Genomic DNA, 23,774 nt, shown 5'->3' with positions numbered 1-23,774 from the left:
CATGCAAACCACCTTGAGCGAAAAAGCCCAGCGCCTGGAGCGCGCCGAAGAAGCCGAAAGCATCTTGCGCAGTTGCGTACATTGCGGTTTCTGCAATGCCACCTGCCCGACCTACCAACTGTTGGGTGATGAACTGGATGGCCCGCGCGGGCGCATCTACCTGATCAAGCAAGTGCTGGAAGGCAACGAAGTCACGGCCAAGACGCAACAACATCTGGACCGCTGTCTATCGTGCAGAAACTGTGAAACCACCTGCCCATCCGGCGTGAACTATCACAACTTGCTGGACATTGGTCGCGCCGTGGTTGATCAGGCAGTGCCGCGCAGCACGGGTCAGCGCATGTTGCGCCAAGGCTTACGGTCCTTGTTGCCCAACCCACTCCTGTTCAAGCCCTTACTGAAAATCGGCAAAAGCTTGCGCCCCGTGCTACCGCAAACCGTACGGCTGAAACTGCCTCGACACATCATTCAAGCGAAAAACCGGCCGACGCGAACGCTCGCACGAACGATGTTAATGCTCGAAGGCTGCGTGCAGCCAAGCTTGTCCCCGAACACCAATGCTGCCACCGCGCGGGTGCTGGATCGCTTGGGCATCAGCATCACGCCGATCAGCCAGGCTGGATGCTGCGGCGCGGTTGACTACCACCTCGACGCCCAGCAAGCGGGCCTGGAGCGAGCCCGGCGCAATATCGACGCCTGGTGGCCGGCTATCGAAAGTGGTGCCGAGGCGATCGTGCAAACCGCCAGCGGCTGCGGTGCTTTCGTCAAGGAATATGGCCATCTGCTCAAGCATGACCCGGCGTATGCCCAAAAGGCCGCCCGGATCAGTGCCATGAGCAAGGATCTGGTCGAGGTCCTGCAAGCGGAGCCTTTGGAACAACTTGGCGTTCGCAGCGAGCAACGCCTGGCCTTCCATTGTCCGTGCACACTGCAACATGCCCTCAAGCTCGGCGGCGCGGTCGAAAGCGTTCTGACTCGCCTGGGATTTCATCTCACCGCCGTGCCCGACAGCCATCTTTGCTGCGGCTCTGCGGGTACCTACTCAATCACTCAACCCACGCTTTCGCGTCAGCTGCGCGACAACAAGATGAAGGCGCTGGAGAGCGGCTCACCCGCCGTTATTGCCACCGCCAACATCGGCTGCCAAACCCACCTCGACAGTGCCGGCCGCACCCCGGTACGGCACTGGATCGAAGTGGTGGAAGATGCCATTCACTCACAGGAAAACCCATGAACAGCAAAGCCGTATTGAGCCAGAACGAAGTCGGCCTGATCCTCGCTGCCGCGCGCAGCGAAGCCCAGCTCAACCAATGGAATGTCTGCATTGCCGTAGTGGATGATGGCGGTCATCCGTTGGCCCTTGAGCGCCTGGACGGTTGCGCGCCTATCGGTGCCTACATCGCCACGGAAAAGGCCCGGACTTCGGCCCTCGGTCGACGCGAGTCGAAAGGCTATGAAGAGATGGTCAACGGTGGGCGTAGCGCATTCCTCTCGGCGCCGCTGGTGACGTCCCTCGAAGGTGGCGTACCCATTGTTGTCGAGGGTCAGGTCGTGGGCGCGGTCGGTGTTTCCGGCGTCAAGGCCGACCAGGATGCACAGATTGCCGCAGCCGGCGTCCGAGCCTTGAATTGAGAGAAGACCCCATGACTGATTACGAAAAAATTCACGGACTGCAGGTCGCGCCTGCCCTGCTGGCATTTATCGACGAAGAAGTCCTACCCGGTACCGGCGTCGACGCGGACACCTTTTGGAGCGGATTCTCCGACCTGGTCCTGGAACTGGCACCGGTCAACCGCGCCTTATTAGCTGAACGTGAGCGTTTGCAGCTGGAATTGGACATCTGGCATAAAGCCAATCCAGGCCCCATCACCGATATGCCGGCGTATCGCGCGTTCCTGTCCTCAATCGGCTACCTGCAACCACAACCTGCGCAAGTACAGGCCAGCACCACCAAAGTTGATCGCGAAATCAGCCAACAGGCAGGGCCGCAGCTGGTCGTGCCCGCCATCAACGCACGGTACGCCTTGAACGCAGCCAATGCGCGTTGGGGCTCCTTGTATGACGCCCTGTACGGCAGTGACGTGATCAGCAGCGACAACGGTGCCGAATCCGGCATGGGATACAACCCGGTGCGTGGCGCCAAAGTGGTGGCCTTTGCTAAAGCCTTCCTGGATGAAGCCTTGCCATTGCAATCAGGTTCACACGCCGACGCCACTTCGTACCGCATCTTAGGTGGTGCGTTGGCTGTCATGCTCAAAGGCGATCAGCACACCACGCTACGTCAGCCCGAAAAATTGGTGGGTTACCAAGGTACGGCCACCGCACCGACGGCCGTCGTTTTGCGCAACAATGGCTTGCACATCGAGATCCAGATCGATCCGACGAGCCCGATCGGGCGTAGCGACGCCGCTTCGGTGAAAGACCTGCTGATCGAATCGGCTTTGTCGACCATCATCGACTGCGAAGACTCCGTCGCGGCCGTCGATGCCGACGACAAGGTACGGGTATATCGCAACTGGCTGGGCCTGATGAAGGGCGATCTTTCAGAGACGCTGGAGAAGAACGGCAAAACCGTCACCCGCCGACTCAACGCGGACCGTGTATACACTGGCGTCGACGGTACTGCCTTCAAACTGCACGGCCGCGCCCTGCTGCTCATTCGCAACGTCGGACACTTGATGACCAACCCGGCCGTACTCTATGGGAATAACCGGGAGATTCCCGAAGGCATTCTGGACGGCATGGTCACCAGCCTGATCGCCCTGCACGATCTAAAGCGCCAAGGCAACTCGCGCACCGGCAGCGTCTACATCGTCAAACCGAAAATGCACGGGCCAGCCGAAGTTGCCTTCGCCGAGCGCTTGTTCAGCTGTATCGAAGACGTGTTGCAGCTGGAACGGCACACGCTGAAGATGGGCATCATGGACGAGGAGCGCCGCACCAGCGTCAATCTCAAGGCTTGCATTGCTGCGGCGGCGTCACGTGTCGCCTTTATCAATACGGGGTTTCTCGATCGCACTGGCGACGAGATGCACACCGCCATGGAAGCTGGCGCGATGCTGCGCAAAGGCGACATGAAAAGCAGCGCCTGGATACAGGCCTATGAGTACAACAATGTCCTAGTCGGCTTGAACTGCGGATTGCGCGGCCGGGCACAGATCGGTAAAGGCATGTGGGCCATGCCCGACTTGATGGCGGCCATGGTCGAGCAGAAAATCGCGCACCCGAAAGCAGGCGCGAACACTGCCTGGGTGCCGTCCCCAACTGCTGCGACTTTGCACGCCTTGCACTACCACAACGTCGACGTAGCGGCGATTCAACAAGAGCTCGAGGGGATTGACCTGGCAGCTGTTAGTGACGACCTGCTCAATGACCTGCTGACCGTGCCAGTTGCTGTTGACGCTAAATGGACGGCGGAGCAAATCCGCGAAGAAGTGGAAAACAACGCACAGGGTCTGCTTGGTTATGTGGTGCGCTGGGTCGAGCAAGGCGTGGGTTGCTCCAAAGTGCCAGATATCCATGATGTTGGTCTGATGGAAGACCGCGCCACACTCCGTATCTCCAGCCAGCACATCGCCAACTGGCTGCGTCATGGTGTGATTGACCAACAGCAGACGCTGAAGATCCTGCAGCGCATGGCGCATGTGGTGGATCAGCAAAATGCTGGCGATCCGCTGTATCGACCGATAGCTTCCGACTTCGAAGGCTCGGTAGCATTCCAGGCGGCTTGTGCGCTCGTGTTCGAAGGGTTGCACCAACCGAGTGGTTATACAGAGCCGCTTCTGCATCGCTTCCGTGCCGTATTTAAACAACAGAAATAAATGTTGACCGAATTCCCTTACCTTGTTGAAAAACAAAGCCCTGGAGGTTCGCGGCTCCAGGGCTTCTATTTTCGCCTCCATCCCTTAATGGTTTGACGAACGTAACCAAGACATTACCAGCGTCGTTTTGATATTTCACTACGACTTAGGTTAAACGTGTTTAGTAAGGAAGCATGGGAGAGAACCGCTGAACGATTTAGCCAATATCGGTCCTTCGTGACGGTCAGAGATCATTCAAAAACGTTCCCTGAAAGTTAATCCCTACCTGATGTTTGAGTACCTACTGGCGCAAGGCGCAGTCGCACATCTCGCAGTGAGCCTGGTTAGCTAGGAATGCGCCCCCGATTTTTCAAGGATCTCGGGTGCCGGCAGCGCTGCACAGCCTAGAGGTCATCGCCTAAAGGTCAATCGTTGAACCACGAGTTATAGATTAAGAACGGCTGTGGGAATACCCACGTTATTTTCGTCAACTTACTGCGCATCTGTATGACGCGAAGGTAAAAACGATATTTCTAAAGCATACGCAACTGCTTTCTTTGCATCTCTACGAAGTGTTTCTCGGAAAAGTAATTGCTTATCAAGTGGTACTGCAGCGCCCTGACCTGAATGCCTGTGTAGTATTGGATTCCTTTGATCTCGCAACCATTCAGCCTTGGCTTTAAGTTGATATTTGTTGAGGAAATCCAGTGACTTTAGTCCTCCCTTATTGAAAGCTGCCAAGCTTACCTCCACGACAGCTTGCGCAATCACGATTGTCGCAACCCAGGCACCTGCACAGAACACATGCTCAAGCTCTCGAATAAGCGTTTCAACCTGTGGGTGGCTGTTCCAATCTTCAGGGCCCAGATGAATTGATTCAAACATCCTGAATTGACCGTGCCGAGCCTGCCATTCTTGTGGGCGGGGGCATACACCCAATTGATCATATTTCGCGGTGCGATCCAAATCCGTGTAAATCATTTTTCACTTGGTCCTTAGTAAACTTCCCGCTCCGAAGGCGAGTTTGATCTCTTCTCGAGTAACCATTGTCCGTAGAGAGTTGCCCATCGAAGTCAGGTAGGAGCCTCCGATTACGTTTGTCCAGGCGGTGGGGAGGAACTCTCTATCTTTGATACGCTCTTGCGTGCGGGCGTCTTCCTGGCAGGAGTCTTCGACTGTACTAGAAAAGACTCACAGCTAAGAATCAGCTCACGGCCATAAGCTCGCGAGGCGTCAAAGACTGCATTGCGATTTACCGCAAAGATCATGTATGCAGCGTGTGCTACCGCTACAATTAAAACCAACGTAGTTTTGCTACCCAATGGGGCTTCAATATCCCATGACATATGCCAAAGCATAAGTATGCAAATTGCTACCACTAAAACGTTAAGTAACAACGCAAAATGTTTGACACCGAGCAGGTTTCGGCGAAAGCCATATGTGACGTTCTCTCCGAATAAGATCGGAAAGACTTTCGAGTTGCGAGTATTTTGGCGAAGCCACACTCCGCACTGACCATAGAACACGTCTGCAGCGCTCTGATTTTCGTGCTCTTCTTCAGGACTAGGCATTGCCACCTTCAGCATTCCAGCGAGAAACTCTCGATATCGCTCTTTCGAGTGACTATCAATGGTCTGATCGTTTCGGCGAAACATGACGATCGATGGAATACCGCCTTGCTCTTCGTAGATTTTTGATTCTATTTTGCGACCGCGAGCACGTGAAAAATCCGCGATAGCGAATAGCATGACAAGTAGGCCCAGCGACGCAATCATGTTCGAAAGTCCGAATGTCTTCCACGAAATCATGAGTGCCAGCGCAGCGAGTGCCGGCGCCGCTGCAATAATGGCTGGGAACAACCTTGCACGAATAGAATAGGCGTCGAAGAACTTAAAAATCTCCATTAAAGACTCTCCACTTCGCTGGTAAATTCCTCCGCCACCGCCGGAACTGTATTGGGATGACCGGAGCCGTGGGAGTGAGAAATCCACTTAGTGCGGGTGGAGTAGACCTTGAAACCCCTACGCATGAAAGCGTTCGTCACCTGTGCTCGAGGGTAGTCGAGCTTATTTGACCCGACCGAGCAAAAAGCAGTACCGACCACGCTGCCTGGTGGTTGCTTGAGGCCAAGCCACCGGTCCAAAACTGAAGGCGTGACATTATGCCTGCTTCCATGGTGGGGCACTTGCACGAACTTGGGCCTGCTGAGACCAAGCTGAGTTCCATAGTCAGCAGCCTCCGCCAACCCGATGGGACCAACGTCAGCGGTAAGCAGAACGCCCTTGCCTTCGAGTACGGCATATTGCACGACGCAACTTTCATTGGACGCGGACGTCTCGGTGTTTCTCGCGAGCGTTTCGATATCCCAGCTTTCCAGCACCCTTTTTGCGCCTTCGATTAAAGACCGCAGTAAGCCGTATTCTTGTGAATCGGCCGCTTCGGCGGTGTACCTGTTGGGTGACTTGCCAAAATCGGGGATCGAATTGACGTACCGTTCTCTCGTTGGTGCTAGCACGGTAAACGCGCCGATTTGTGCACCTTGAAACACCTCGTGGATGTACGTCCCCTTTTCGACGGCAAGCCTCTCCAGCTCTACCAAATACGGATGCCTGTCCTTGATGTTGTCGATCAATCCTTGCAGGGTGAAATTACCGTGGAAGTGATGGAGGATTTGATTGGCATACAGCCAAGGCCTGTTCATCCAAAGATTTTTGACCTCAAGATGCTCCATCACACCAATCAGCCCAGTCGCATGATCATCATCAGCGTGCGAAAGCACCATGTGACTGATGTGATATCCCGGATAAAATGTATTGATATGCGTGCTGATGGTCTCAGCCGTCGCAGTGCGCCCTCCATCGATTACATGAAGGTAATAGCCGTTAACGTCATCACCGTAACGGATGATGATTGCGTCGCCGGAGCCTTCTCCCACCGGCAAAAAATCGATCTCATAGTTCATCATGCGGCGTCCTTATAGCGAACAATGAAGGAGATTTCGTTTCTGGCGACAATAACCATCAATGCTGGCAACCCCTCAACACTCATCTTGCGATGAACCGTATTCAGCAGAATTTGATCATCCTGACTTGAGCGTGCCGGAACTCCATCTGGGTGTGAATGCCACTCGCCTTGGTAGTCGACCACTCGGGCAGTTCTACGATGTACCTCTTCGAGTGCCTCCTGCTGCCCCTCTTCACCTCTGATGAAGTGCCTGGGACTGGATTGGCTATCGGGTGGCGTGGGCAGCACGTCAACGATGACGAGGGTCCTGGCCTTCAAATCGGTAACCCCTACGATGGAGCCACCGATTTCATTGGGAAGCGCGATGAGGCGTGCTTGCTTGAGCTTATCGATGAGCGCTGCATCGTATTTGATGGTCCAGCCGTTCGAGGTCGTGGTGCAAACCTCGGACAAAGAAACCTCGTGAGAGGCGACCGCGCCTGACTGCTCCTCATAAGTCCAGACGCAGAGACGCGCTTCAGGCTTTGCCACTGACCGGCGTAACTGACGCGAAAGAATGCCGGCGTGAACATGGATGCACTCATTGGACAGGCGCACCGAAATGTCCCGACAGCCGCCGCCCACCCATCGATCACCGAAATGGTTCGCTAGGTGCTCCCGCCCCCAGTCACTGCTGAGTATCGCCCGATAATATTGGCCTTCGATTCCGTCGACGCGCTGCTGTCGTGCCTGATCCTCGAGCATCATCACGCTTGAAAGCCCCGATGGCGTTAAAAACAGGCTCGCCGTACGTGGGGCGTCGGCCGTGCGAGCCAACTCACGGGGCACCTGAAAGGTCGTCGTCACATCTACAACCAGCTGGGCTTGTGACAGAGCACTGAGCACCTCTTCGTCCTGTGACAAGATGCTTTTTGCGACAGCCACTGGCGATGGTTCATTGGGGTAGATCCAGGATGCAAGGTCTCGCATAACATCGGCTTTAGCTAGGCCAATGTCACAGTCGGACGCTACATGGCGACTGAGGTTATGCGGCATCAGTCGATCTGGATCTACGAATGTCCAGTGCCCCCATTGTTGCCTAATCCAAAGGTCTGACAGTGCACTGCCAAGTGCGCCTACACCGGCCAAGACGCCATCGAACTGAGCGCTTTCCGGCGTCACCGCTGACAAGTCTTGCGCCATCTTGGTCGTAAGCGCCGCGCGTACCTCAACAGGCACTGGCGCCAGAGAGCGCCAGGCAGTTCCCCGCTGCCCACCCACCAGTGCGATGCGCATGCAATGCCCTTGCACATTGGGCAGACCTAGCATGTCAAATGCTTTAGCAAGGGCGAACAGAGAGGTGGTCATCATGAACCCCAAGACGTCCGTCCGTTCAGGCTCACCCTGCCTAGTACGGGGAATCCACAAGAGAATGAGGATGCCTTCGCCTATCCCCTCTGAAGGTGAAACTCCCTCAGAGATGGCTTCAAACACACTGTCGTAAAGTGGCTCTGACAGGTCACTGCCCCATATCTCCAGCTGTTCCTGTAATGCCCCGAGTGTGTCTGGCAATTCGACCACGGTGGTCGCGTCCACCGGCGGAACTGCGATGGAGACCACCCGTATAGCTTTGGATTGCGATGCCTGTGATGAAGGCACCGCACGCAGGATGACTGAATCACTTCCTCCGACCCTTCCGATGGTCAGCGTTTTTCCGCCAACGGCCGCGTACTCAGCGTAGTTCGAAGGCAGAATCAGCTGAAAGGGACTCATGTAGAAAAGCTGCTCCAGCGGCTGATCATCCCGGTGCAACTTCAACTGCGCTGAATCGCGCAGCCACCAAAACATCCGCGCAATGAAGCGCTCGGGTGTCCAACTTAGCTGTACCGCCGCCCAGTCGGCATCATACAAACACAGTGTCCGCGGACGCCCAGGTGCTCTTGGGTGCTGATGTGAAAGCGCAGGAAAGTCCTTGCGTAAGGCATGAACCAAAATCGGAACGCGGTACTGGGGATTGATACCTATGGCAAGGCGTTCCTGCCGACGAATCCCAGCTGGATTGCCGGAGTCGACGGTGCCGTCACCCGCATTGATGATGATGTACTCCGTGCGAGACATTTTCGACGCTTCACATCGCAACTCGCGGACCTCAATGTAGGGGCTCGCGCAACAAGCTCTCAGCAGTGCAGCCGTCTCGGGGTAAAGCTCATGCTGCCGAGACGGCTCTAGCACTTCGCCAAGCACGAAATACTCGATCATTTCCCGCTACCGGCCCGGGGCACCACGGCCGCCGCGACCGAAGTAGTCGTGGCCCCAGCCAGTGCAGCAGCCACTGCGGCCAGCTTAACCTTCCCGCTGGACTCCACGGTGAACTCAAGAACGGCCTGGTCTTTGAGATCCCCGGTGCAGCCAAACCAGCCATCCACGTCATCCAGGATGTCCTTGTACTCCCGCTTCGCCCGGATGTTCGGTGGATCAATGTCATCATCGAGAATCGCTTTGCTGCTCGCAACGATGGTGGCGCCGTCGCGAGCTTGGCCGAGGGCATTGCGCGCGCCCTCGTTGAGCTTGGCTTTTTCCCCCTTCTCTGACCAGCTGTCATAGGACAGGGTGCGCCAGGAGCAATGGTGTGGCGCGAGCAGCAAGTCGTACTCAAGGGTTTCGGGGGTTGCCTCGAAGCGTTCCCACATGCGCTCCCAGATGAGCACCGCCGCATCGCCGCCCACCAAGAACCGAGTTTTAGTCGTGGCGTACGCCGATGGGGAGATTTCGATGTTCATGACAACGCTGGACTCGTTCTTGCTGAGCTGTTCTTCAAGAGCGGAGTCATCATCATGCGGCGCAGGAGCCAGCAGGTGCGCTTTGAAATATGCGGGATAGTCCTCACCATCAATGCGGCTGAATTTTTCGCCGGACTTGATGACGATGGGGCCGAGGCTATCCGTTTTGCCCTTGAGATCCTCGCCCATGATGAGGATGCGGTTGCCACTTCCCGCGCTTCGATAACTGCGCCAATACTCGACCCGACGGCGAGCCTCCTTGTCGAAAGCGGCTGCGTCGTCACACAACGTGTGACTGGACGAGCGGCGTCGGAAGATCAGCGGCGACGACCAGAGCTCCCGAATTAGGATGCGCTTGTCCTCTTGGGCCAGATTATCGTCAGGGTAGTTGGCGGGATTGCCCAGCCAGAAATGCTTGCTCAGCCCGCGGCAATGATCCTGGTCCGGGTGGCTCAGAAGAAAGGCATCCACAAACGGACGCTGATCCTTGTCAATGAGCAACCGCTTGCGAAGCGCACTCGCAACGTCAGGCGTTTCGTCGTCCGAATCATCGGCCGCTGCGCGAATATTGCTGTCAATGAGAATGGTCGTGACCCGTGTGTCAGCAAGCCGCACCAGGGACATGTCACCATTGCCGACTTGGAAAAACGTGATCTTCGCTGCCATAGATCCCTCCCCGGGTCGCAGTGCGAGCTTGAGAAAACCTTCACGTCAGTTAAGATACGTATAGAAAAACGACCCGTCTACATTTTATGCGAATATTTTTTATACCCATTAATCGCTTGGCTAAATACTCATGACGAATCCGACTGCACGCACCGGGCGCTGGGGGCAAGATAGACGCCTCGAATTCATTGACTTCAGACTATTCTGGGAGGGCCGGCTCAATCGCGCTGATTTGACGGCATTTTTCCGCATATCGGTTCCCCAGGCGTCGCTAGACCTTGCGGCCTATCAAGAGTTAGCGCCAGGCAACATGATCTATGACCGCACACAAAAGACCTACGTGGCGGCGCCTACATTTATGCCCGTGCTGACTAGCCCGAACAGCGGCCATTACCTCAACGAACTGCTGTGGCGGGAAATCGGAACCGTAGCCGCCAGCGATAGCTTCATCGGGTGGGTGCCGCCTGCCGCAAGCCTGCCGTCGCCCACCCGCCAGGTAGATGCGCAGATTCTCATCAGCCTGATCAGAGCGCTGCAGAAGGGTGAGGCGCTTACCGTCGACTACCGCTCGATGACTCATTTCGACGAGCCAACGTTGCGCACCATCCATCCAGCGTCATTTGCACACGATGGCTTCCGGTGGCATATCCGAGCCTTCTGCTTCACATCGCAGATCTTTAAGGATTTTGTTCTGGGACGAATTGCTGCAGTAGTGGATTCTCTTCCCCCACCCTCACCGGTCCCCGAAGACACAGAGTGGGAGACCTACATAGACGTAGTGATTGGGCCCAACCCCACTTACCCACCCAACAAGCGCAAAGCGATCGAGCACGACTACCAAATGGTGGATGGAGAAACCAAGATCCGAGCGCGCAAACCGCAACTCTATTACCTCAAGCGGCGCCTTAACCTGAACGACACCCCGGGCGCCCCTGTTGATGAGCAGCAACAGATCGTTTTGCTTCGTATCGAAAAACATTTGCCTGCTACAAAGCTGCAGTCTTAAGCCTGATAACGACACCGCAACTGTTTGCCCTCGGTTCATTGAATTCAGGAAAGCCATGAGACCTTCGCCGAAGAAACACTACCTTTATAGGCATTTCGATGCGACTGGCCGACTTCTATATATAGGGATTTCTCTCAATGCTGTTTCCAGGCTTTCCCAACACCGACGTACAGCGTCCTGGGCAGACGATATAGCTCGGATGGATATAGAAAAACATCTTTCGGAATGTCAGGCGAAAGCCGCGGAAGAGGCCGCAATCGGACAGGAAGCACCGCTGCACAATGTTAATCACCAAATGCCTGGGCGGGACTCAAGTGTTCCGCAAAAAGGTAAAACGCGAAAGCTCGTAACAGCTGAACGTTTGTTTGACGTCCGCAACGTTGGTTATTGCATTCGTGATACAGCGGCAATTCTCGCGCGCATTTCAATTGCTGCCAAGGAGGTGGCCATCGAAGGGGATTACCAGACGAGCACATTTTTAGGCGTCAGATTCACATTGCAAAACAACCTATTTGCTGAGGAGCAACGACTTGAGGAGTTGTTTAACGCTTTGCCACCGCGCCCGGCGCCTTCGAGGCATATTCTTTTGGTGAATACAGTCGATACGTTTCCGCCAAACATTGAAACAACCGAGTGCCGTATTTCTATCATTAGCCCGTGGTGGCTGACACGCCTCTGCACGGACCATCTTGGCAATCGTGAAGACTACGACTTGGCCTACCCAAGCGATATTGCGCCTTCACTTTCTGGCTACGCTAGGGTTATTCAGCATCTACTCAGCCTTGTCGAGGCCCGTTAGTAGCTCAAGCATGTGCCGTTGACATAGGAAATATCTAAGGGTCGATGGAGTTCGTGTGCCGCGTATAACAATAAATACCCACATCAAACGATATCCACCATTTCTTATGCACAGGTAGCCTGGATTCAACCCCATCGTTGGATGGGTCGCCAACTCACGCAAAAATATACCGTCGTGTCCGAGACGGGTTGACCACATCAGCGAAAGAACAGCCCAAACCAGCCGTATTTTTTTATCGTCCGCTTTCGGATATTTTTTGGATGTTTTGACGATGACGCCGGCGCTTTGGGTCGTTCTCTGCCGATCACGCCCACAAATCATGCTGATCACCTCATACAAACGACTGGTCAGCTCAAATGCCTACGGGGAGGCAACGGGAGTTCGATTTCGCAATTGCTGTTAACCACTTTTTGGCGTTGTTAACCTCAGTGGTTTACAGATCGAAAAAGCGGTTTACAGGCGTTAAAAAACCAAGCGAGCGATCGGGTCATGTCACAACCAATTTTGCAGGCCTGCCATCCTCAGCGCACCGGTCAACCGGCATACGACTGGCCTCCGACATCCCCCTCTAGGCATCAGTCACGACACTGCATCTGCGCCCTTCCCCCAGCACGAACACTTCAGCAGTGGGTGCGCTTAACGTCCCCATTATCGAGGTGAGCATCGGCCTAACTGCAGCGCCGCCGACCGCACCACCCACCCGCCGATACACCACCAACGGTTTGCCACTCCAGTGGTGGCGACTGGTCCGAAAAGCAAAACCGCGGCGCAGTGACTGCGCAGAGTATGCCCCGTCAGAAGCACCGCGGTGCAAAAAAAGCCAATCACAAACTACGCGAGAGACTATTCGCGTTGACTTGCCCTGCTGCTAGGCAACCCCATCGGTGAATGGCGCGAAACACTGGTGCTTGATTGAGGCCGCGGAGCACCAGCCCATGCTGACAAGCGTACACCGGGCAAAGCCGCTGTAGCGCGGGGAGCAGCAGGGTAGGCCACGATGGTCACGAACGGTCTTACTCCTGACACGTATCATTTCCAACGTTTGCCCTTCAAACTACGAAATATTCGCGACCTGCCAGCGCGCCATGGGAAACCGTCACCAACCGCATCAAGCCCGAAGCGGAAGCCGACTGTAGCCAGCCTGTTCCAGCAGCTTGCTCGTCTGCGCTATGTCCAGGCGCTGACGTTCAGGGTCCTCGAAGTCGGTATAAAACTCAGCACAGCCACCCACCACATTCCAAGCATGAATCTCAGTTGCGCCTTTACCGAGCATTTTCAGAAGTAGCTGTTTAAGGCTCCTCGCGGGCGTTAGATATTTTTTGTACGGATTGCCTTTGGCGATGTAGTCATCCCAATTCAGTCGTATGGGAAAGCGGAAGCCTTCCATGTGATCCGACAGGTCCAAAATAAGGTTGAAGGACAAAAAATCGATCCGGACTCCTGGTAACTCTTGGGCCAAGATTCTATTCAAAACATTGTCACGACCTTCATCAGTGTTATACAAACTGGTCCATGCGCCTTTTTTTGAAGATTGCACGACCACAATGTGCGCCCGTTGAATCATTTCGGAGTCGTCAATCACGATCGCGTATTCGGCGACGCAGGGTTGACGATCGTTGCCCGCATACACAATTTGCTTCACACCACCTCCATCATGAGCAACGACTGCGCTGACCTACTAACTTAAAAAAGCGATTAACTTGCTGCCGAACCGCGTCGTCTGTTTGGAAAAACAGCTTTCATGACTCAGCACCAGTTCCATTTGTTTTACGTCCACGAAACCCTTCTGATAAAGATCAGCCCATACGGTATCGAGGATTTCGCGATTACGCGTCAGCTCAGGCATGGCGTGCTCGACCACCTGGGACAGAGACACTGCGGTGCGATAGGGTTCAGCCCGATTGTTGTCTAGGAACCACTGATTCGGATTCTCAAAAAGTTTGAGTAACCTGATGTGGGAAACCGTGCACACATCTACAAAATGCAGAAAAATTTGTCGATAGTCATCGCTCGGACATCCGGGTAATGCAGAGTTGATGGCCGCATTGCGTAACGCCTCAAGCTTTTCTGCCTGATGGTTTCGCAGTGAGATGTTGCACACCTCCGCGACTGTGCTGATGAACGCTTCGTTTTCTTGAAGCCCCGCTTCGGTCACAATTCCTTGTGCAATGAGATCGTTTAACCCTTCCCCGATTTGCCGGATGACCTCGGCACGTCGTTTGCTCAGTGGCGCCTCGAATATGGAGTTGAAAAACTCCAAGGCAGGGCTGCCGATCATCGGAAGTGCGCCAATGGCCGCTCTGACTGCACGGTGCAGCTTTTCCTCGACGGGCTCTACCGCGGGCTCCATTCTTTCCAAATCAATAGGTTGCACCATGATCTGCCAACTTCCTTTTTGCATGCCGTGATAAATGCAGTAGCAAACCGCCACTATCGAGGCAGAGATAATACTCGCAAAGTACCTGCTTTCGAAAACTACCCTGAGCCCAGGCGCGTCGGTGCAACCGCATCGCTGGTGGATTCGCTGATGCCTCCCGCTCCCTCCCAACCAAATGCCTCGGTACTGCGGCCCGGGGCCCGCTATCCGCAGGGTTGCAAAAAAAGCTCAGGGATTGGAGCGTCTGGACTGCTCAAACCTGCCCATTCGCGCACTACGCCAGGATGATGGGGCCGTTCGCCTGCAATTAAGGTTGTGTAGCGGGGTGCGAAATCGATCGCGGTTCGGTGACTCACCTGAGCCAATACACCATCAACCACCCAACGGTGCCTACGCAGCGGCATGCGGCGCCGGATCAGTCGTTGAAAACCCTCTCGCGTGAATGCGATTCAGACAACCGTACATTGCAGCAAACCGAGACAACGGAAATGACGCTCTGTAACGGATTCCAGCATTCGTGAATCCGATTCTGGCTGTATCTGTAACACGGTATTATATTATGTAAGGATCTCACTCAGTGACACGACGCTGAGTCACTGGAGTCTGCGTTCCCTTCCTGACGCGATCCTGCCCGGTACTCCTCGCTGTCGCAAAAAATCGGGCCAGCCCTGAGCTGCGTACCGCCGGCGAGGCAAAAAGCACCGATGAACGGTCATGACCCGGGATAACCCCGAGTTATCCCGCGCTATTTTTCACCTAAAACAAGCGTTCGATTTTTTGCTTTGTACACTGTAATTACATGCAACGTATTACAGCGTGAAAAACAGGGGGAAGACATGGCCCGTACAGGCATCAACAAGCAGCTGGTGCAGCAAGCGAAAACGGCATTGCTGGCCCAAGGAAAGCGCCCCACCATCGACGCGCTACGCATCGCGCTGGGCAATACGGGATCCAAAAGCACGATTTCCCATTATCTCAAGGAACTCGACGAACCACCCAAGGCCACTCTGGAGCGCCTCACCGAACCGCTGGCGCAGTTAGTTCAAAGCTTGGGTGAACAACTGCAAGCCGAAGCGAATGAACAGCTGAGTAAGACGCAGGCTCAATTTTTATTGGAAACAACCCAACTGAACGCCCAGTTGCAACGTGCGCAACAGCACTTGGAGGACCAGCAACACAGCATCGATAAACTGACAGAGCGGCGGCTCACCGAGCAGCAACAGTGGCAAGAAGCAACAAGACGGATGGAACAACAGGCTCAGGAGTTGTCCCTCGCCCAACAAAACAACCATGAGTTAACCAGGATGTTGCAGGAGCAACACACCAAAATAGCGTTGCTTGAAAATGAACAGCAACATGCCAACTTAGCTTTTGAACAGTTCCGCCAAGCCCGCCAAGAGCTGCACGACGCCATTATTCAGCAACATGCAAAACAAATAACACTGCTAATGGAAGAGCGAAGGCAGCAAGCCGACTTGCTGTTGAGCTCACAAAAAGAACTGGTCAACCTTAATCGTGAAAATGCCCGACTCCTGCAACAACTACAGAAAATCCTATAATTATCCAATAGCGTAAAACTCTCCGCAGCAGTTCAATTGATTGCAGACCAGCCGTACAAAAATTATAAAAATGCAAAGTTCGGCCTCGGCAGAACCTGCCTGAGCAACTCCAAGCTTTATGCCCTGTACGTCTTAAAACCATTTTTTTCAGCAGCAATAATTCTCAAAAAGCTCAGCAACACTCATCGCCCACAATCCACGCGTGCACCCCGCAAATCGTTGAATGCGGCCCACGCCCTCCTTAAGCCCGGCAGTATCCCCTACCCGATGAGTGCCATCACACGTACCAAAAGTGTCGACACCTCATTGAAGATCACCTTCCAGAAATGTTCCGCCTGGCCCAATAACGTAATCAGATGCACCTATTATTCAACATAGGTTATTGAATTAATTACCTTAATACCGATTGTCACGTACCAGTAGACGATCTGTACCAAAGGTGTACGCTAGTTATTCTGGATTGAAGAGATTTCGCGAAAAAAAGAAATGAGCAACCCACCCTTTGTGTCGGTGGCTCAATTCAGGGCGATAGTATTTGGCTATCTCTCGATTTCGAAGACTGATGCCAGCCCCAAGCATGCCGGTACGAACCGCAGTGAGGCTGCGGCGAGCCCTAACACCCGAGGCTCATTGCCCTCAACCAACAGAGTGCCCGCTCTGCGGTGTTGCTCTGTCAACAATGATCGAGCGGGTTGCGACTACAACACAGTGCGTTCTCTAGCATTAAGGCGACGGCAAATCGCACACGGTTCGGAGTGCGAGAGATCTTCTGCTCAGTAAGAGGTTTACCCATGGGTACTTATCAACCACCTCGCCGACCGCTGCAAACAGCTTATTACGGAAAACACCTGATTTTTTTTCCGTCACGAAAAAATCAGCAAGCACTAGTCTGCCATAGCGCTCTGGAAGCGGACTATTGCGTATTATTAGAGTACGACACTGCAGTCATTCGCTACGAGTCTCAACCAGGGCCCTTTGAAGTCAACGTTGCCGGACGTCCGCGACAATACTCCCCTGATTTTTTCGTTGAGACTACGGAGTCGGCGTACTACACCGAGGTAAAAGCCGATTTTCATAAACTTTCATCGCGCGTGGGGTTAAAACTTGAAGCGGCGCAACAACAATTTCTGTGCCAAGGTGTTACCTTGGCGTTTGCGGATCTAGAAAGTATTCGACAGAATCCTAAACTGAGCAACTTAAGGTTCCTGTATCTTCATTCGTTCAATGTGGGCGACGATGAATACGGCGCCTGCCTTCGGTTTTTATCTAAACAGCCCTATCCAATTAGCCTACGACAGATCCTCAACCATCACGAAGGGGTGAGAGAACGCGCTATTTACCGAGCGATGTTCTGTCGGAGAATTGCGTTTGACTTTACTCGCCGTTTGTCTCTTGAAACCTCAATTGAAGAGACGGCTCATGCAAATCACTGAACCCAAAGTTGGCGCACAATACTCTCTCGACAATCACATTCTTGAAATCGTGTCCATCAACGATGGACTCATTTCACTTTGTTCACTCGCCCACCAGTACCATCGTTTCATTGATGTGACAATGTTTGCCAGCATGGAACAAAAGGGCAAGCTTTTGCTACACCAGCGCGCCGCCACCGACCTCAGCCTTTCCGCTCAATTCGCGTCACTCTCAGCCGATGATAAACAACGCTGTTTATACCGTCGAGCCTATGTGGACGGCAGCTTGCAGGAATTGAATGGGAGTTTGCCAAAGGCACAAGCAAAGTTGCTAATCGAGCGCATCGCCAAAAGAATCGGCGACAGTAAACCCCCAAGTGTTAGTACTGTTTGGAAATGGAAGAATAGATACTGCGCTAGCAATCAAAGCCTATTCTCACTGCTTAAAAAGAAACCGGGCTCACGCAAAAAGAGGATACAAGCCACAGTCGAAGAACTCATCCGGCACTACATCAATACTGTGTATTTGACCGAAGAGCGACCAACGCTAACCCACTGTTACCGTCTGCTCGTCGGGCACATAACGGCGGAAAACAGAGAGCGTCACCACTATGGCAAATCGCCAATGACTGCGCCTTCGTATACCACTTTCCGTCGAAGAGCGCTCAGTTTTGATAGGTTTCATGTGGCACACAAACGCCATGGCTTAAAAGCAGCAGAACGCATGGCCAAAGCCAGCGGCCACCTTTATATCGACACTGATCCCTATGCATGCACCTTGTTTGACAGTCAAAAAATGGATGTGAATATTGTCGATAATAAAGGACAGCTAATCGGTAGGCCGACATTGTCCGCCCACATAAAACCCTCTACTCGAAGATGCCCTGGGTGGGATATTTCTATAGGCCCACCCTGCGCCGAAAAAATGATGAGTGCCACGATCCGAGCTATTGTGACCGACGGGAAAATGGCAACTATTTTCTCCGATCATGGAGCAGAAGTCTTCAACACGTGGACATTGACTGCATGCAATACCCTCGGCATTGTCACCGATTATGTACCGGTAGGCGACTACGATGCTAAATCTTTTATTGAAAGATTCTACGGTACCGTAAATACGGGATTTTGCCACAACCTACCGGGCACCACTAAAGGCAGCCCTAGAGAGCGGGGAGACTACCCATCGGCGCAGCGAGCCTGCTTAACACTCGAACAACTTAGAAGTGCATTTACCCTTTGGATTGATGCATATCACAGTTCTTGGCATGAGGAACTTTGTACAAGCCCTAATAAAAGGCACGAGGCCCTAGTAGCATCAACCCCACCGCCCGAGCAATTCAGCGAACTGGAACTAAAGAATCTCTGCCTAAGCAATTGGAACTTGCGAGTGGACCGAGGGATGGTCGAAAAATCGCGCCTCGCTTGGTATGGACCGGGGCTCTTCGAAGTGAGCGAACGACTGGCACCTAAGCAGCGCGCAATTGTGTATTTCAACCCCTGCGACCTCGGCACTGTTTGGGTGGCTCACCCCAATACTCCCGATGACTGGCATCCCGCAATTGCTACAAATCCGGATTATCAAAATGGCTTATCCCTGACAGATCATAACGCAGTTCGCAAAGCATTTATTAGTGAGCGGAAAAAATTCGACCATACAGTAGCCTGCCTCAAGCTTTACGAACTGAGCCAACGCATCCAGGAATACCAGAACGAAAACAAACTGAAAAAAACCTCTAGCTCAAAGAAAACTCCGTCTAGCCCACCTCTCACCCGCCCGGTAGCAGACCCATCAAACTTCCCCACTTACCAGATTGGGAGTACCTTGCATCATGAATCTGATGAATGAAGAAAAAATAAAAAAATTCAAAGCGTTCACTGTCGCTCACCCCCAATATTGCGAAGCACTAGACACTATCCATCGTTCAATGGAGGCCACACGACTCCGCGGCGAACCAACTTGTGTCATATTGTTGGGAGATCCAGGCACCGGAAAAACTCGAGTTTGTGATGACATCCTGGCTGAGCTAGGCCCTCCCACAAAAAAACATACAGACGACGGTGTCCACATTATCAATCCAGTGATTTATTGCCGTGTCCCTAACAATGCCACGATCAAAACACTGGTTACTCGCCTGCTCAATTGCTTCGAAACCTATACAAAATACCAATCCGTCGACGCTCTGGAATTTCGCCTATTTAACATACTTGATACATGCCAAACTGTTTTAATTATATTAGATGAATGGCAACACTTGCTAAGGGGCGGAACAGGACGTGCACTGCAAAGCGCAGCCGACTGGGTAAAAGTACTAACCGACATATACATGGGTGAAGTGATGCTTGTAGGCCCTCCTGCATGCGAGCTCGTAATCGATCAACATCAAGCCCTTGCCGACCGTTTCCCGTACCGCGCCAGGCTCTCGCCATTTTCTCTCGCAACCCCGGAAAGTTACAGTAACTACCTCAAACTGATCCGCGCATTTGCTATTCATCTAAAAGAGTCAGTGGGTTTCATCGAGATCCCGCCGCTCACGGACGAGAAACTACTACTTTCTTTTTATGCGGCCACCGGTGGCAACATGCGCGCCCTTAGGGTGCTTCTAAACGCCTCGCTGATAAATGCATTGAATCGAAACGATAACAATTTAACTATTTCTGACTTCTCGATGGCCGCCGGCCAAGTAAAACTCGCAACTCGACTTACCGAGCACAACCCATTTGAAAAAACATGCAGCGAGCTAAAAAAAATAATTACCACGAGTACGAAGAAAAAATGACTAAACTAATATTCGTACCAATACCTCATCCACAAGAAAGCAGTGTTTCTCTATTATTTCGCTGTGCAACGGCAAATGGATACGAAAATCTTAAATTTTTCAGCTCAGTCCTTGGGCTAAAACTCAAAAACATCGCGAACAGTCAATGGGAAAACTCAGAAGCTCATAAGCTACTTTCCGAGCATGAACTACTGGATCCACCGGATAAAGAATTATTCGAAGCAGCCTTCCACTCAAAACGCAGACTCGGAAGTCAAAGTTACATCGTCATTAATGGAGTTTCGTTTCCGGCTCCACTGCTTCGCCAACAACTAGCACTTTGCCCTAGCTGCATTCGCATCGGTCATCTAGAAATGATGCATACACTCAAGTTTTCGGATGTGTGCCCCATTCATGCAGAACGATACATCGCATCCTGCCCGAAATGCGACGCCCCCCTCGATTGGCTACTCTTGAAAAACTACCATTGCAGTTGCGGATTTGACCTCCGTCAATCAGTTTCCCAACCATCTGACAACAACACCAGCGAAGCAATTAGAGTAGCGATGCTCGAAAGTAACGAACATTTTTTCAAGCTATTATTGGCATCGATGTCTGCTTTCCGTTATTTGCGTTCATCCGATGAAAGTTTCAATTTTATGGAGGCTTGCGTTAAAATCGCATCCGGTACAAAAAACGATTTTTTTCAAGAAATGCGAAAGCTACAAGAATATTTCCCGAGCCTTCATCATCGAGCTTTGCTGGCACCATTTATCCTAAGCCCGGATGCAACCCTAAGCAAATTCGGTATCGAATATTTCTACAACAGCCATAAATCAAAACCGTTAAACCATGAACAAGACTGCAAGTGCAGCGAGCTATTATTTACAGACCCAGAACTTATTTACATATTTGGTACAATTTCAAATGTCACACAACTTAAAGCAGAAAAATTATGTATCAGAACAGATCTAAAAAGTTACCCAAGCGTACGCAGACCACTTTATAAATGCCCTAATATTTGTAACACCCTGATAAACCAAAACTACTGCGCATGGGACTTGGAGGATGTCTACGCAACACCAGAATCAAACTTCGAACTGCTTGATCATAAAAAAGCTGCAGCGCTTCTACATACCACCCCTCGAACTGTAAAATACTTGATCAGTTCGGGTTTATTAAAGGGCTTTAAATCAAAATACGTAGAATCACCAAAAACTACGCTATTATCAATTAGAGACTTTAACGAAAAATACATTCTCCGATCAGAAATCGCTGCCAGAAGCGGCTTGCGAAATGCTGAACTCAAGGCCCTCATCGACAACTTTATCCCAACCATTATTAAAACCACTTTATACGCCAACAAAATCATAATTTACCTCAGAAACCAAATCCCTTTGGAACTCATTTCTACGGTAGACAAACAGACTGTGGCTTTTGTAAAACCTCCTTTATCTGCTGACTCATTATTAACTTTTAAACAAACAGCCGAACTCTTAGCAATCTCCCGGACTGACATCAGCAGATTAATTGACTTAGGGATAATTCAGACAAAAAGTGTAATTAATCGCGACAAGATAAAAGGGCGCGAGCTTTGCACCGGAGAAAGCGTTCTAAGGGCTATCGCCTGGCGCAAAAAAAACCTTTCCGTATCTGAAGTCAGCAAAAAAGCAAACTGCAGTCCGCATCTGATTATTATTCGCTTCATACGCTCAGGATTTATAAGCTCTACATTACTCCGACACACCAGCATAATCAGCTTGCCCGACGCCAATCGTATAATTAAACACATAAAAAAATACACTACACTTCAGACGCTCGCAACAGAGTTCATGCGCAATACAGAGGCGATTATAAAAATAATAGAGCAGGGAGGCATGGTTCCACTTTCCAGAGATCATCCAGACTTCATTAATGGACAGGTGACTTTACTTCGCACAGAGGCACAAAGGGTAATGAAGCAATACACAGTGAAAAAACACAGCGCAACGTTAACCAACGAGCAAAAATTTTAAACCACACAACAGTTAAATTACTTTTGCGTCATATTAAAACTTCAACACACATGAGTTTAATTGAGCGAAGGGCTTCTTCGTTGCACGATCACTTTTCGCTCCGAAACTGCTTTTTTCAATATAATTGCTGGTCAATTGTCCGCTTACCTTTTCAGCGCTCGAATAACTTACCGAACTGTAAACCAGGCATGAATTCAAGCCTCAACCATTAATCTAGTCGGGATACTATGTCGCCTGAGATCCATGCGCCGGTTGTAATGTTATGAAAGCTGGTAATGCAATCGCCCAGACGCCCGCCCTAATTCCTTGTCAGCGTCCACACTGATCCTTTCAGAAAATCTCCCAGCCGCATCAAATAAACACTAAGATAGTGACAATTTCTCCATAACGCTTAATCTACATGCATTTATGAAAATTATTAATGTAATCATACTCATATTAAAGTGAGAACGAACCGCGAAACCACTAATAAACTTCTCAAGGAGCTCGCGAATTCAGCTTAAATCTTACTTAAACCTCTACCCCACATTACGGCTCGCCTTGCATGATAGCGAGCCCTAAAATGCTAACGGTCGGAATGCCGTCGTATACGATCTGATCCTCGCTCAACTCATAATCATCGAACCAGAGAAGATACAGTCCCAAACCAACTCAAACATACGCTATCCACGCACTCACAATCTCAGCCGAAAAACGAACCGGAGTGGATTCGCCCCCTCCCTCAGTGGATCCAGGAATCGCGTAAAGTGAAATTGCTCAACGGTTAAATATCCCCGGAAAGGATAACTAGGTACATAATCTCTCTCTAAATGAAAAAAAAATTTCAAAGGGTAAAAAAATCTAGTTCTAACCCATTGTTCCGCCGTACCCTCAATTCCATTTACAATGCAAATCCATGGCAATGGGTAAGTGATCCAACATTAATGGTGGCTGATATGCCGCTTTCGCGAGCAGGCTCGCTCCCACAGTGGATCTCCAGCGTTAACAAATCTCCTGTGGGAGCGAGCCTGCTCGGGATGAGGCCAGCTTAGACAACACAAAAAATCAATCCGGCAACAGCTCATCGATATGCCGATACTCGGCACGCATCTGCGCAGCCAACACCTTGCTGCGCCCAAGCCGAATCGGCCCGCGCTCGATGTCGATCACCAGCCCCGGACAGTCAATGGCGGGCAACGCTGCCCATTCCTTCAATCGGCCATCGGTCACCACCAGCAAGCGCTGCCGCTCCGCCGGAAAACGCTTTTGCCGCGAAGCCAACCAGTGCCCCGCTTCACCCAGCGCCGCCAGCAAAGGTGTGCCACCGCCTGCGCCGAGCCCATCGAGCCAGTGGCGTAAACCACTGGACGCTTTCAATCCTTGCACCTGCCACTTCGGCACCGCACCGCTGGCAGTCAGCAGGGCCAGGCGCGCGCGTTGCCGGTAGGCGTCATCGAATAGATTAGCCAACACGCCTTTGGCGTCACTCAAGGCTTGATGACGGCGGGTCGAGGCGGAAGCATCGACGATCACCAGCCACAACTCATGGGGTGAACGGGTGCGCAGTTGAAAAAGCACATCGGCGCGCTGACGCGGCCTGCCGTTTAGCAAAGTACCGGGCCAATTGACCGAGCCATCGCGTGCGGCATGACGTTTACCCTGCTTGCCGCTGTCCAGACGTC

General features: G+C 52.2%; 18 protein-coding genes. 10 read left to right on the top strand and 8 right to left on the bottom strand.

Annotated elements, in window-relative coordinates; genetic code table 11:
- Window position 1 precedes the first annotated feature (1 nt).
- Genes glcF through LAB08_RS12250 form a run of 3 tightly spaced genes read left to right on the top strand, consistent with a single transcriptional unit; the run spans window position 2 to window position 3,821 of the window.
- Window positions 2-1,234 (top strand): glycolate oxidase subunit GlcF, encoded by a 1,233-nt coding sequence (gene glcF / locus LAB08_RS12260; RefSeq protein WP_096511954.1) that lies wholly within the window; start codon window positions 2-4, stop codon window positions 1,232-1,234.
- Window positions 1,231-1,632 carry a heme-binding protein gene (locus tag LAB08_RS12255; protein WP_096511955.1) on the top strand — a complete coding sequence of 134 codons (402 nt, stop codon included), beginning with the start codon at window positions 1,231-1,233 and terminating at the stop codon, window positions 1,630-1,632. The genes glcF and LAB08_RS12255 overlap by 4 nt, the downstream gene beginning before the upstream one ends.
- Before the next feature lie 11 nt (window positions 1,633-1,643).
- Complete coding sequence (locus LAB08_RS12250) at window positions 1,644-3,821, top strand: malate synthase G (RefSeq protein ID WP_096511956.1); 2,178 nt, start codon at window positions 1,644-1,646, stop codon at window positions 3,819-3,821.
- Between the two features lie 471 nt (window positions 3,822-4,292).
- Here the strand turns inward: LAB08_RS12250 and LAB08_RS12245 are convergent, their stop codons facing one another.
- The 5 genes from LAB08_RS12245 to mblB all read right to left on the bottom strand — a co-directional run bounded on the left by LAB08_RS12245 (window position 4,293) and on the right by mblB (window position 10,189).
- Complete coding sequence (locus tag LAB08_RS12245) at window positions 4,293-4,781, bottom strand: hypothetical protein (RefSeq protein WP_157755716.1); 489 nt, start codon at window positions 4,779-4,781, stop codon at window positions 4,293-4,295.
- A 110-nt stretch (window positions 4,782-4,891) separates the two neighbouring features.
- Window positions 4,892-5,704, bottom strand: coding sequence for a hypothetical protein (locus LAB08_RS12240; RefSeq protein WP_197706300.1), 813 nt, complete (start codon window positions 5,702-5,704; stop codon window positions 4,892-4,894).
- Complete coding sequence (locus LAB08_RS12235; RefSeq protein WP_096511957.1) at window positions 5,704-6,765, bottom strand: ComEC/Rec2 family competence protein; 1,062 nt, start codon at window positions 6,763-6,765, stop codon at window positions 5,704-5,706. The genes LAB08_RS12240 and LAB08_RS12235 overlap by 1 nt, the downstream gene beginning before the upstream one ends.
- On the bottom strand, window positions 6,762-9,002 hold the full coding sequence (cap2-3, locus tag LAB08_RS12230; protein ID WP_096511958.1) for an anti-phage 6A-MBL system cap2_3 protein: 2,241 nt from the start codon (window positions 9,000-9,002) through the stop codon (window positions 6,762-6,764). Before cap2-3 ends, LAB08_RS12235 begins: the two co-directional genes overlap by 4 nt.
- A complete protein-coding gene (gene mblB, locus LAB08_RS12225; protein WP_096511959.1) occupies window positions 8,999-10,189 on the bottom strand; it encodes an anti-phage 6A-MBL system MBL-fold protein in 1,191 nt (396 codons plus the stop codon). The genes cap2-3 and mblB overlap by 4 nt, the downstream gene beginning before the upstream one ends.
- Window positions 10,190-10,319: 130 nt before the next feature.
- Between mblB and LAB08_RS12220 the strand changes: the two genes are divergently transcribed.
- Both LAB08_RS12220 and LAB08_RS12215 read left to right on the top strand, forming a co-directional pair.
- Window positions 10,320-11,195: a BrxR family helix-turn-helix transcriptional regulator gene (locus tag LAB08_RS12220; RefSeq protein WP_096511960.1), complete on the top strand. Its 876-nt coding sequence runs from the start codon at window positions 10,320-10,322 to the stop codon at window positions 11,193-11,195.
- 199 nt (window positions 11,196-11,394) lie between these two features.
- A complete protein-coding gene (locus tag LAB08_RS12215) occupies window positions 11,395-11,994 on the top strand; it encodes a hypothetical protein (RefSeq protein WP_096511961.1) in 600 nt (199 codons plus the stop codon).
- Window positions 11,995-13,102: 1,108 nt separating this feature from the next.
- Here LAB08_RS12215 and LAB08_RS12210 read toward each other — a convergent pair.
- Complete coding sequence (locus LAB08_RS12210; RefSeq protein WP_096511962.1) at window positions 13,103-13,636, bottom strand: hypothetical protein; 534 nt, start codon at window positions 13,634-13,636, stop codon at window positions 13,103-13,105.
- 36 nt (window positions 13,637-13,672) lie between these two features.
- Window positions 13,673-14,371: a hypothetical protein gene (locus LAB08_RS12205; RefSeq protein ID WP_239499393.1), complete on the bottom strand. Its 699-nt coding sequence runs from the start codon at window positions 14,369-14,371 to the stop codon at window positions 13,673-13,675.
- A gap of 836 nt (window positions 14,372-15,207) precedes the next feature.
- Between LAB08_RS12205 and LAB08_RS12200 the strand changes: the two genes are divergently transcribed.
- The 5 genes from LAB08_RS12200 (at window position 15,208) to LAB08_RS12180 (ending at window position 22,113) form a co-directional block, all read left to right on the top strand.
- Window positions 15,208-15,930, top strand: a complete 723-nt coding sequence (locus tag LAB08_RS12200) for a DNA-binding protein (RefSeq protein ID WP_096511963.1) — start codon at window positions 15,208-15,210, stop codon at window positions 15,928-15,930.
- 791 nt (window positions 15,931-16,721) lie between these two features.
- Entirely contained in the window at window positions 16,722-17,363 is a 642-nt protein-coding gene (locus LAB08_RS12195; protein WP_157755718.1) for a hypothetical protein, read from the top strand.
- Complete coding sequence (locus LAB08_RS12190) at window positions 17,350-19,188, top strand: helix-turn-helix domain-containing protein (RefSeq protein WP_110963866.1); 1,839 nt, start codon at window positions 17,350-17,352, stop codon at window positions 19,186-19,188. Before LAB08_RS12195 ends, LAB08_RS12190 begins: the two co-directional genes overlap by 14 nt.
- On the top strand, window positions 19,172-20,119 hold the full coding sequence (locus LAB08_RS12185) for a TniB family NTP-binding protein (protein ID WP_096511964.1): 948 nt from the start codon (window positions 19,172-19,174) through the stop codon (window positions 20,117-20,119). Before LAB08_RS12190 ends, LAB08_RS12185 begins: the two co-directional genes overlap by 17 nt.
- Window positions 20,116-22,113: a TniQ family protein gene (locus tag LAB08_RS12180; RefSeq protein ID WP_157755719.1), complete on the top strand. Its 1,998-nt coding sequence runs from the start codon at window positions 20,116-20,118 to the stop codon at window positions 22,111-22,113. The genes LAB08_RS12185 and LAB08_RS12180 overlap by 4 nt, the downstream gene beginning before the upstream one ends.
- A gap of 1,044 nt (window positions 22,114-23,157) precedes the next feature.
- Here the strand turns inward: LAB08_RS12180 and LAB08_RS12175 are convergent.
- Window positions 23,158-23,703: a vWA domain-containing protein gene (locus tag LAB08_RS12175; protein ID WP_305955494.1), complete on the bottom strand. Its 546-nt coding sequence runs from the start codon at window positions 23,701-23,703 to the stop codon at window positions 23,158-23,160.
- Between the last annotated feature and the right edge of the window lie 71 nt (window positions 23,704-23,774).

It is taken from the genome of Pseudomonas izuensis (assembly GCF_002356535.2).
GTDB lineage: Bacteria > Pseudomonadota > Gammaproteobacteria > Pseudomonadales > Pseudomonadaceae > Aquipseudomonas > Aquipseudomonas izuensis.
The sequence above is the reverse complement of the archived record's forward strand: the minus strand, read 5'-3'. Positions and strand labels throughout refer to the sequence as shown.

Excerpts from the sequence above, each read along its gene's own strand:
- LAB08_RS12195 (WP_157755718.1), top strand. The coding sequence starts at position 16,722 with ATGGGTACTTATCAACCACCTCGCCGACCGCTGCAAACAGCTTATTAC.
- LAB08_RS12250 (WP_096511956.1), top strand. The coding sequence starts at position 1,644 with ATGACTGATTACGAAAAAATTCACGGACTGCAGGTCGCGCCTGCCCTG.
- LAB08_RS12235 (WP_096511957.1), bottom strand. The coding sequence starts at position 6,765 with ATGATGAACTATGAGATCGATTTTTTGCCGGTGGGAGAAGGCTCCGGC.
- mblB (WP_096511959.1), bottom strand. The coding sequence starts at position 10,189 with ATGGCAGCGAAGATCACGTTTTTCCAAGTCGGCAATGGTGACATGTCC.
- cap2-3 (WP_096511958.1), bottom strand. The coding sequence starts at position 9,002 with ATGATCGAGTATTTCGTGCTTGGCGAAGTGCTAGAGCCGTCTCGGCAG.
- LAB08_RS12220 (WP_096511960.1), top strand. The coding sequence starts at position 10,320 with ATGACGAATCCGACTGCACGCACCGGGCGCTGGGGGCAAGATAGACGC.
- LAB08_RS12190 (WP_110963866.1), top strand. The coding sequence starts at position 17,350 with ATGCAAATCACTGAACCCAAAGTTGGCGCACAATACTCTCTCGACAAT.
- LAB08_RS12180 (WP_157755719.1), top strand. The coding sequence starts at position 20,116 with ATGACTAAACTAATATTCGTACCAATACCTCATCCACAAGAAAGCAGT.
- LAB08_RS12240 (WP_197706300.1), bottom strand. The coding sequence starts at position 5,704 with ATGGAGATTTTTAAGTTCTTCGACGCCTATTCTATTCGTGCAAGGTTG.
- LAB08_RS12255 (WP_096511955.1), top strand. The coding sequence starts at position 1,231 with ATGAACAGCAAAGCCGTATTGAGCCAGAACGAAGTCGGCCTGATCCTC.
- LAB08_RS12200 (WP_096511963.1), top strand. The coding sequence starts at position 15,208 with ATGGCCCGTACAGGCATCAACAAGCAGCTGGTGCAGCAAGCGAAAACG.
- LAB08_RS12205 (WP_239499393.1), bottom strand. The coding sequence starts at position 14,371 with ATGGTGCAACCTATTGATTTGGAAAGAATGGAGCCCGCGGTAGAGCCC.
- LAB08_RS12185 (WP_096511964.1), top strand. The coding sequence starts at position 19,172 with ATGAATCTGATGAATGAAGAAAAAATAAAAAAATTCAAAGCGTTCACT.
- glcF (WP_096511954.1), top strand. The coding sequence starts at position 2 with ATGCAAACCACCTTGAGCGAAAAAGCCCAGCGCCTGGAGCGCGCCGAA.
- LAB08_RS12215 (WP_096511961.1), top strand. The coding sequence starts at position 11,395 with ATGGATATAGAAAAACATCTTTCGGAATGTCAGGCGAAAGCCGCGGAA.
- LAB08_RS12245 (WP_157755716.1), bottom strand. The coding sequence starts at position 4,781 with ATGATTTACACGGATTTGGATCGCACCGCGAAATATGATCAATTGGGT.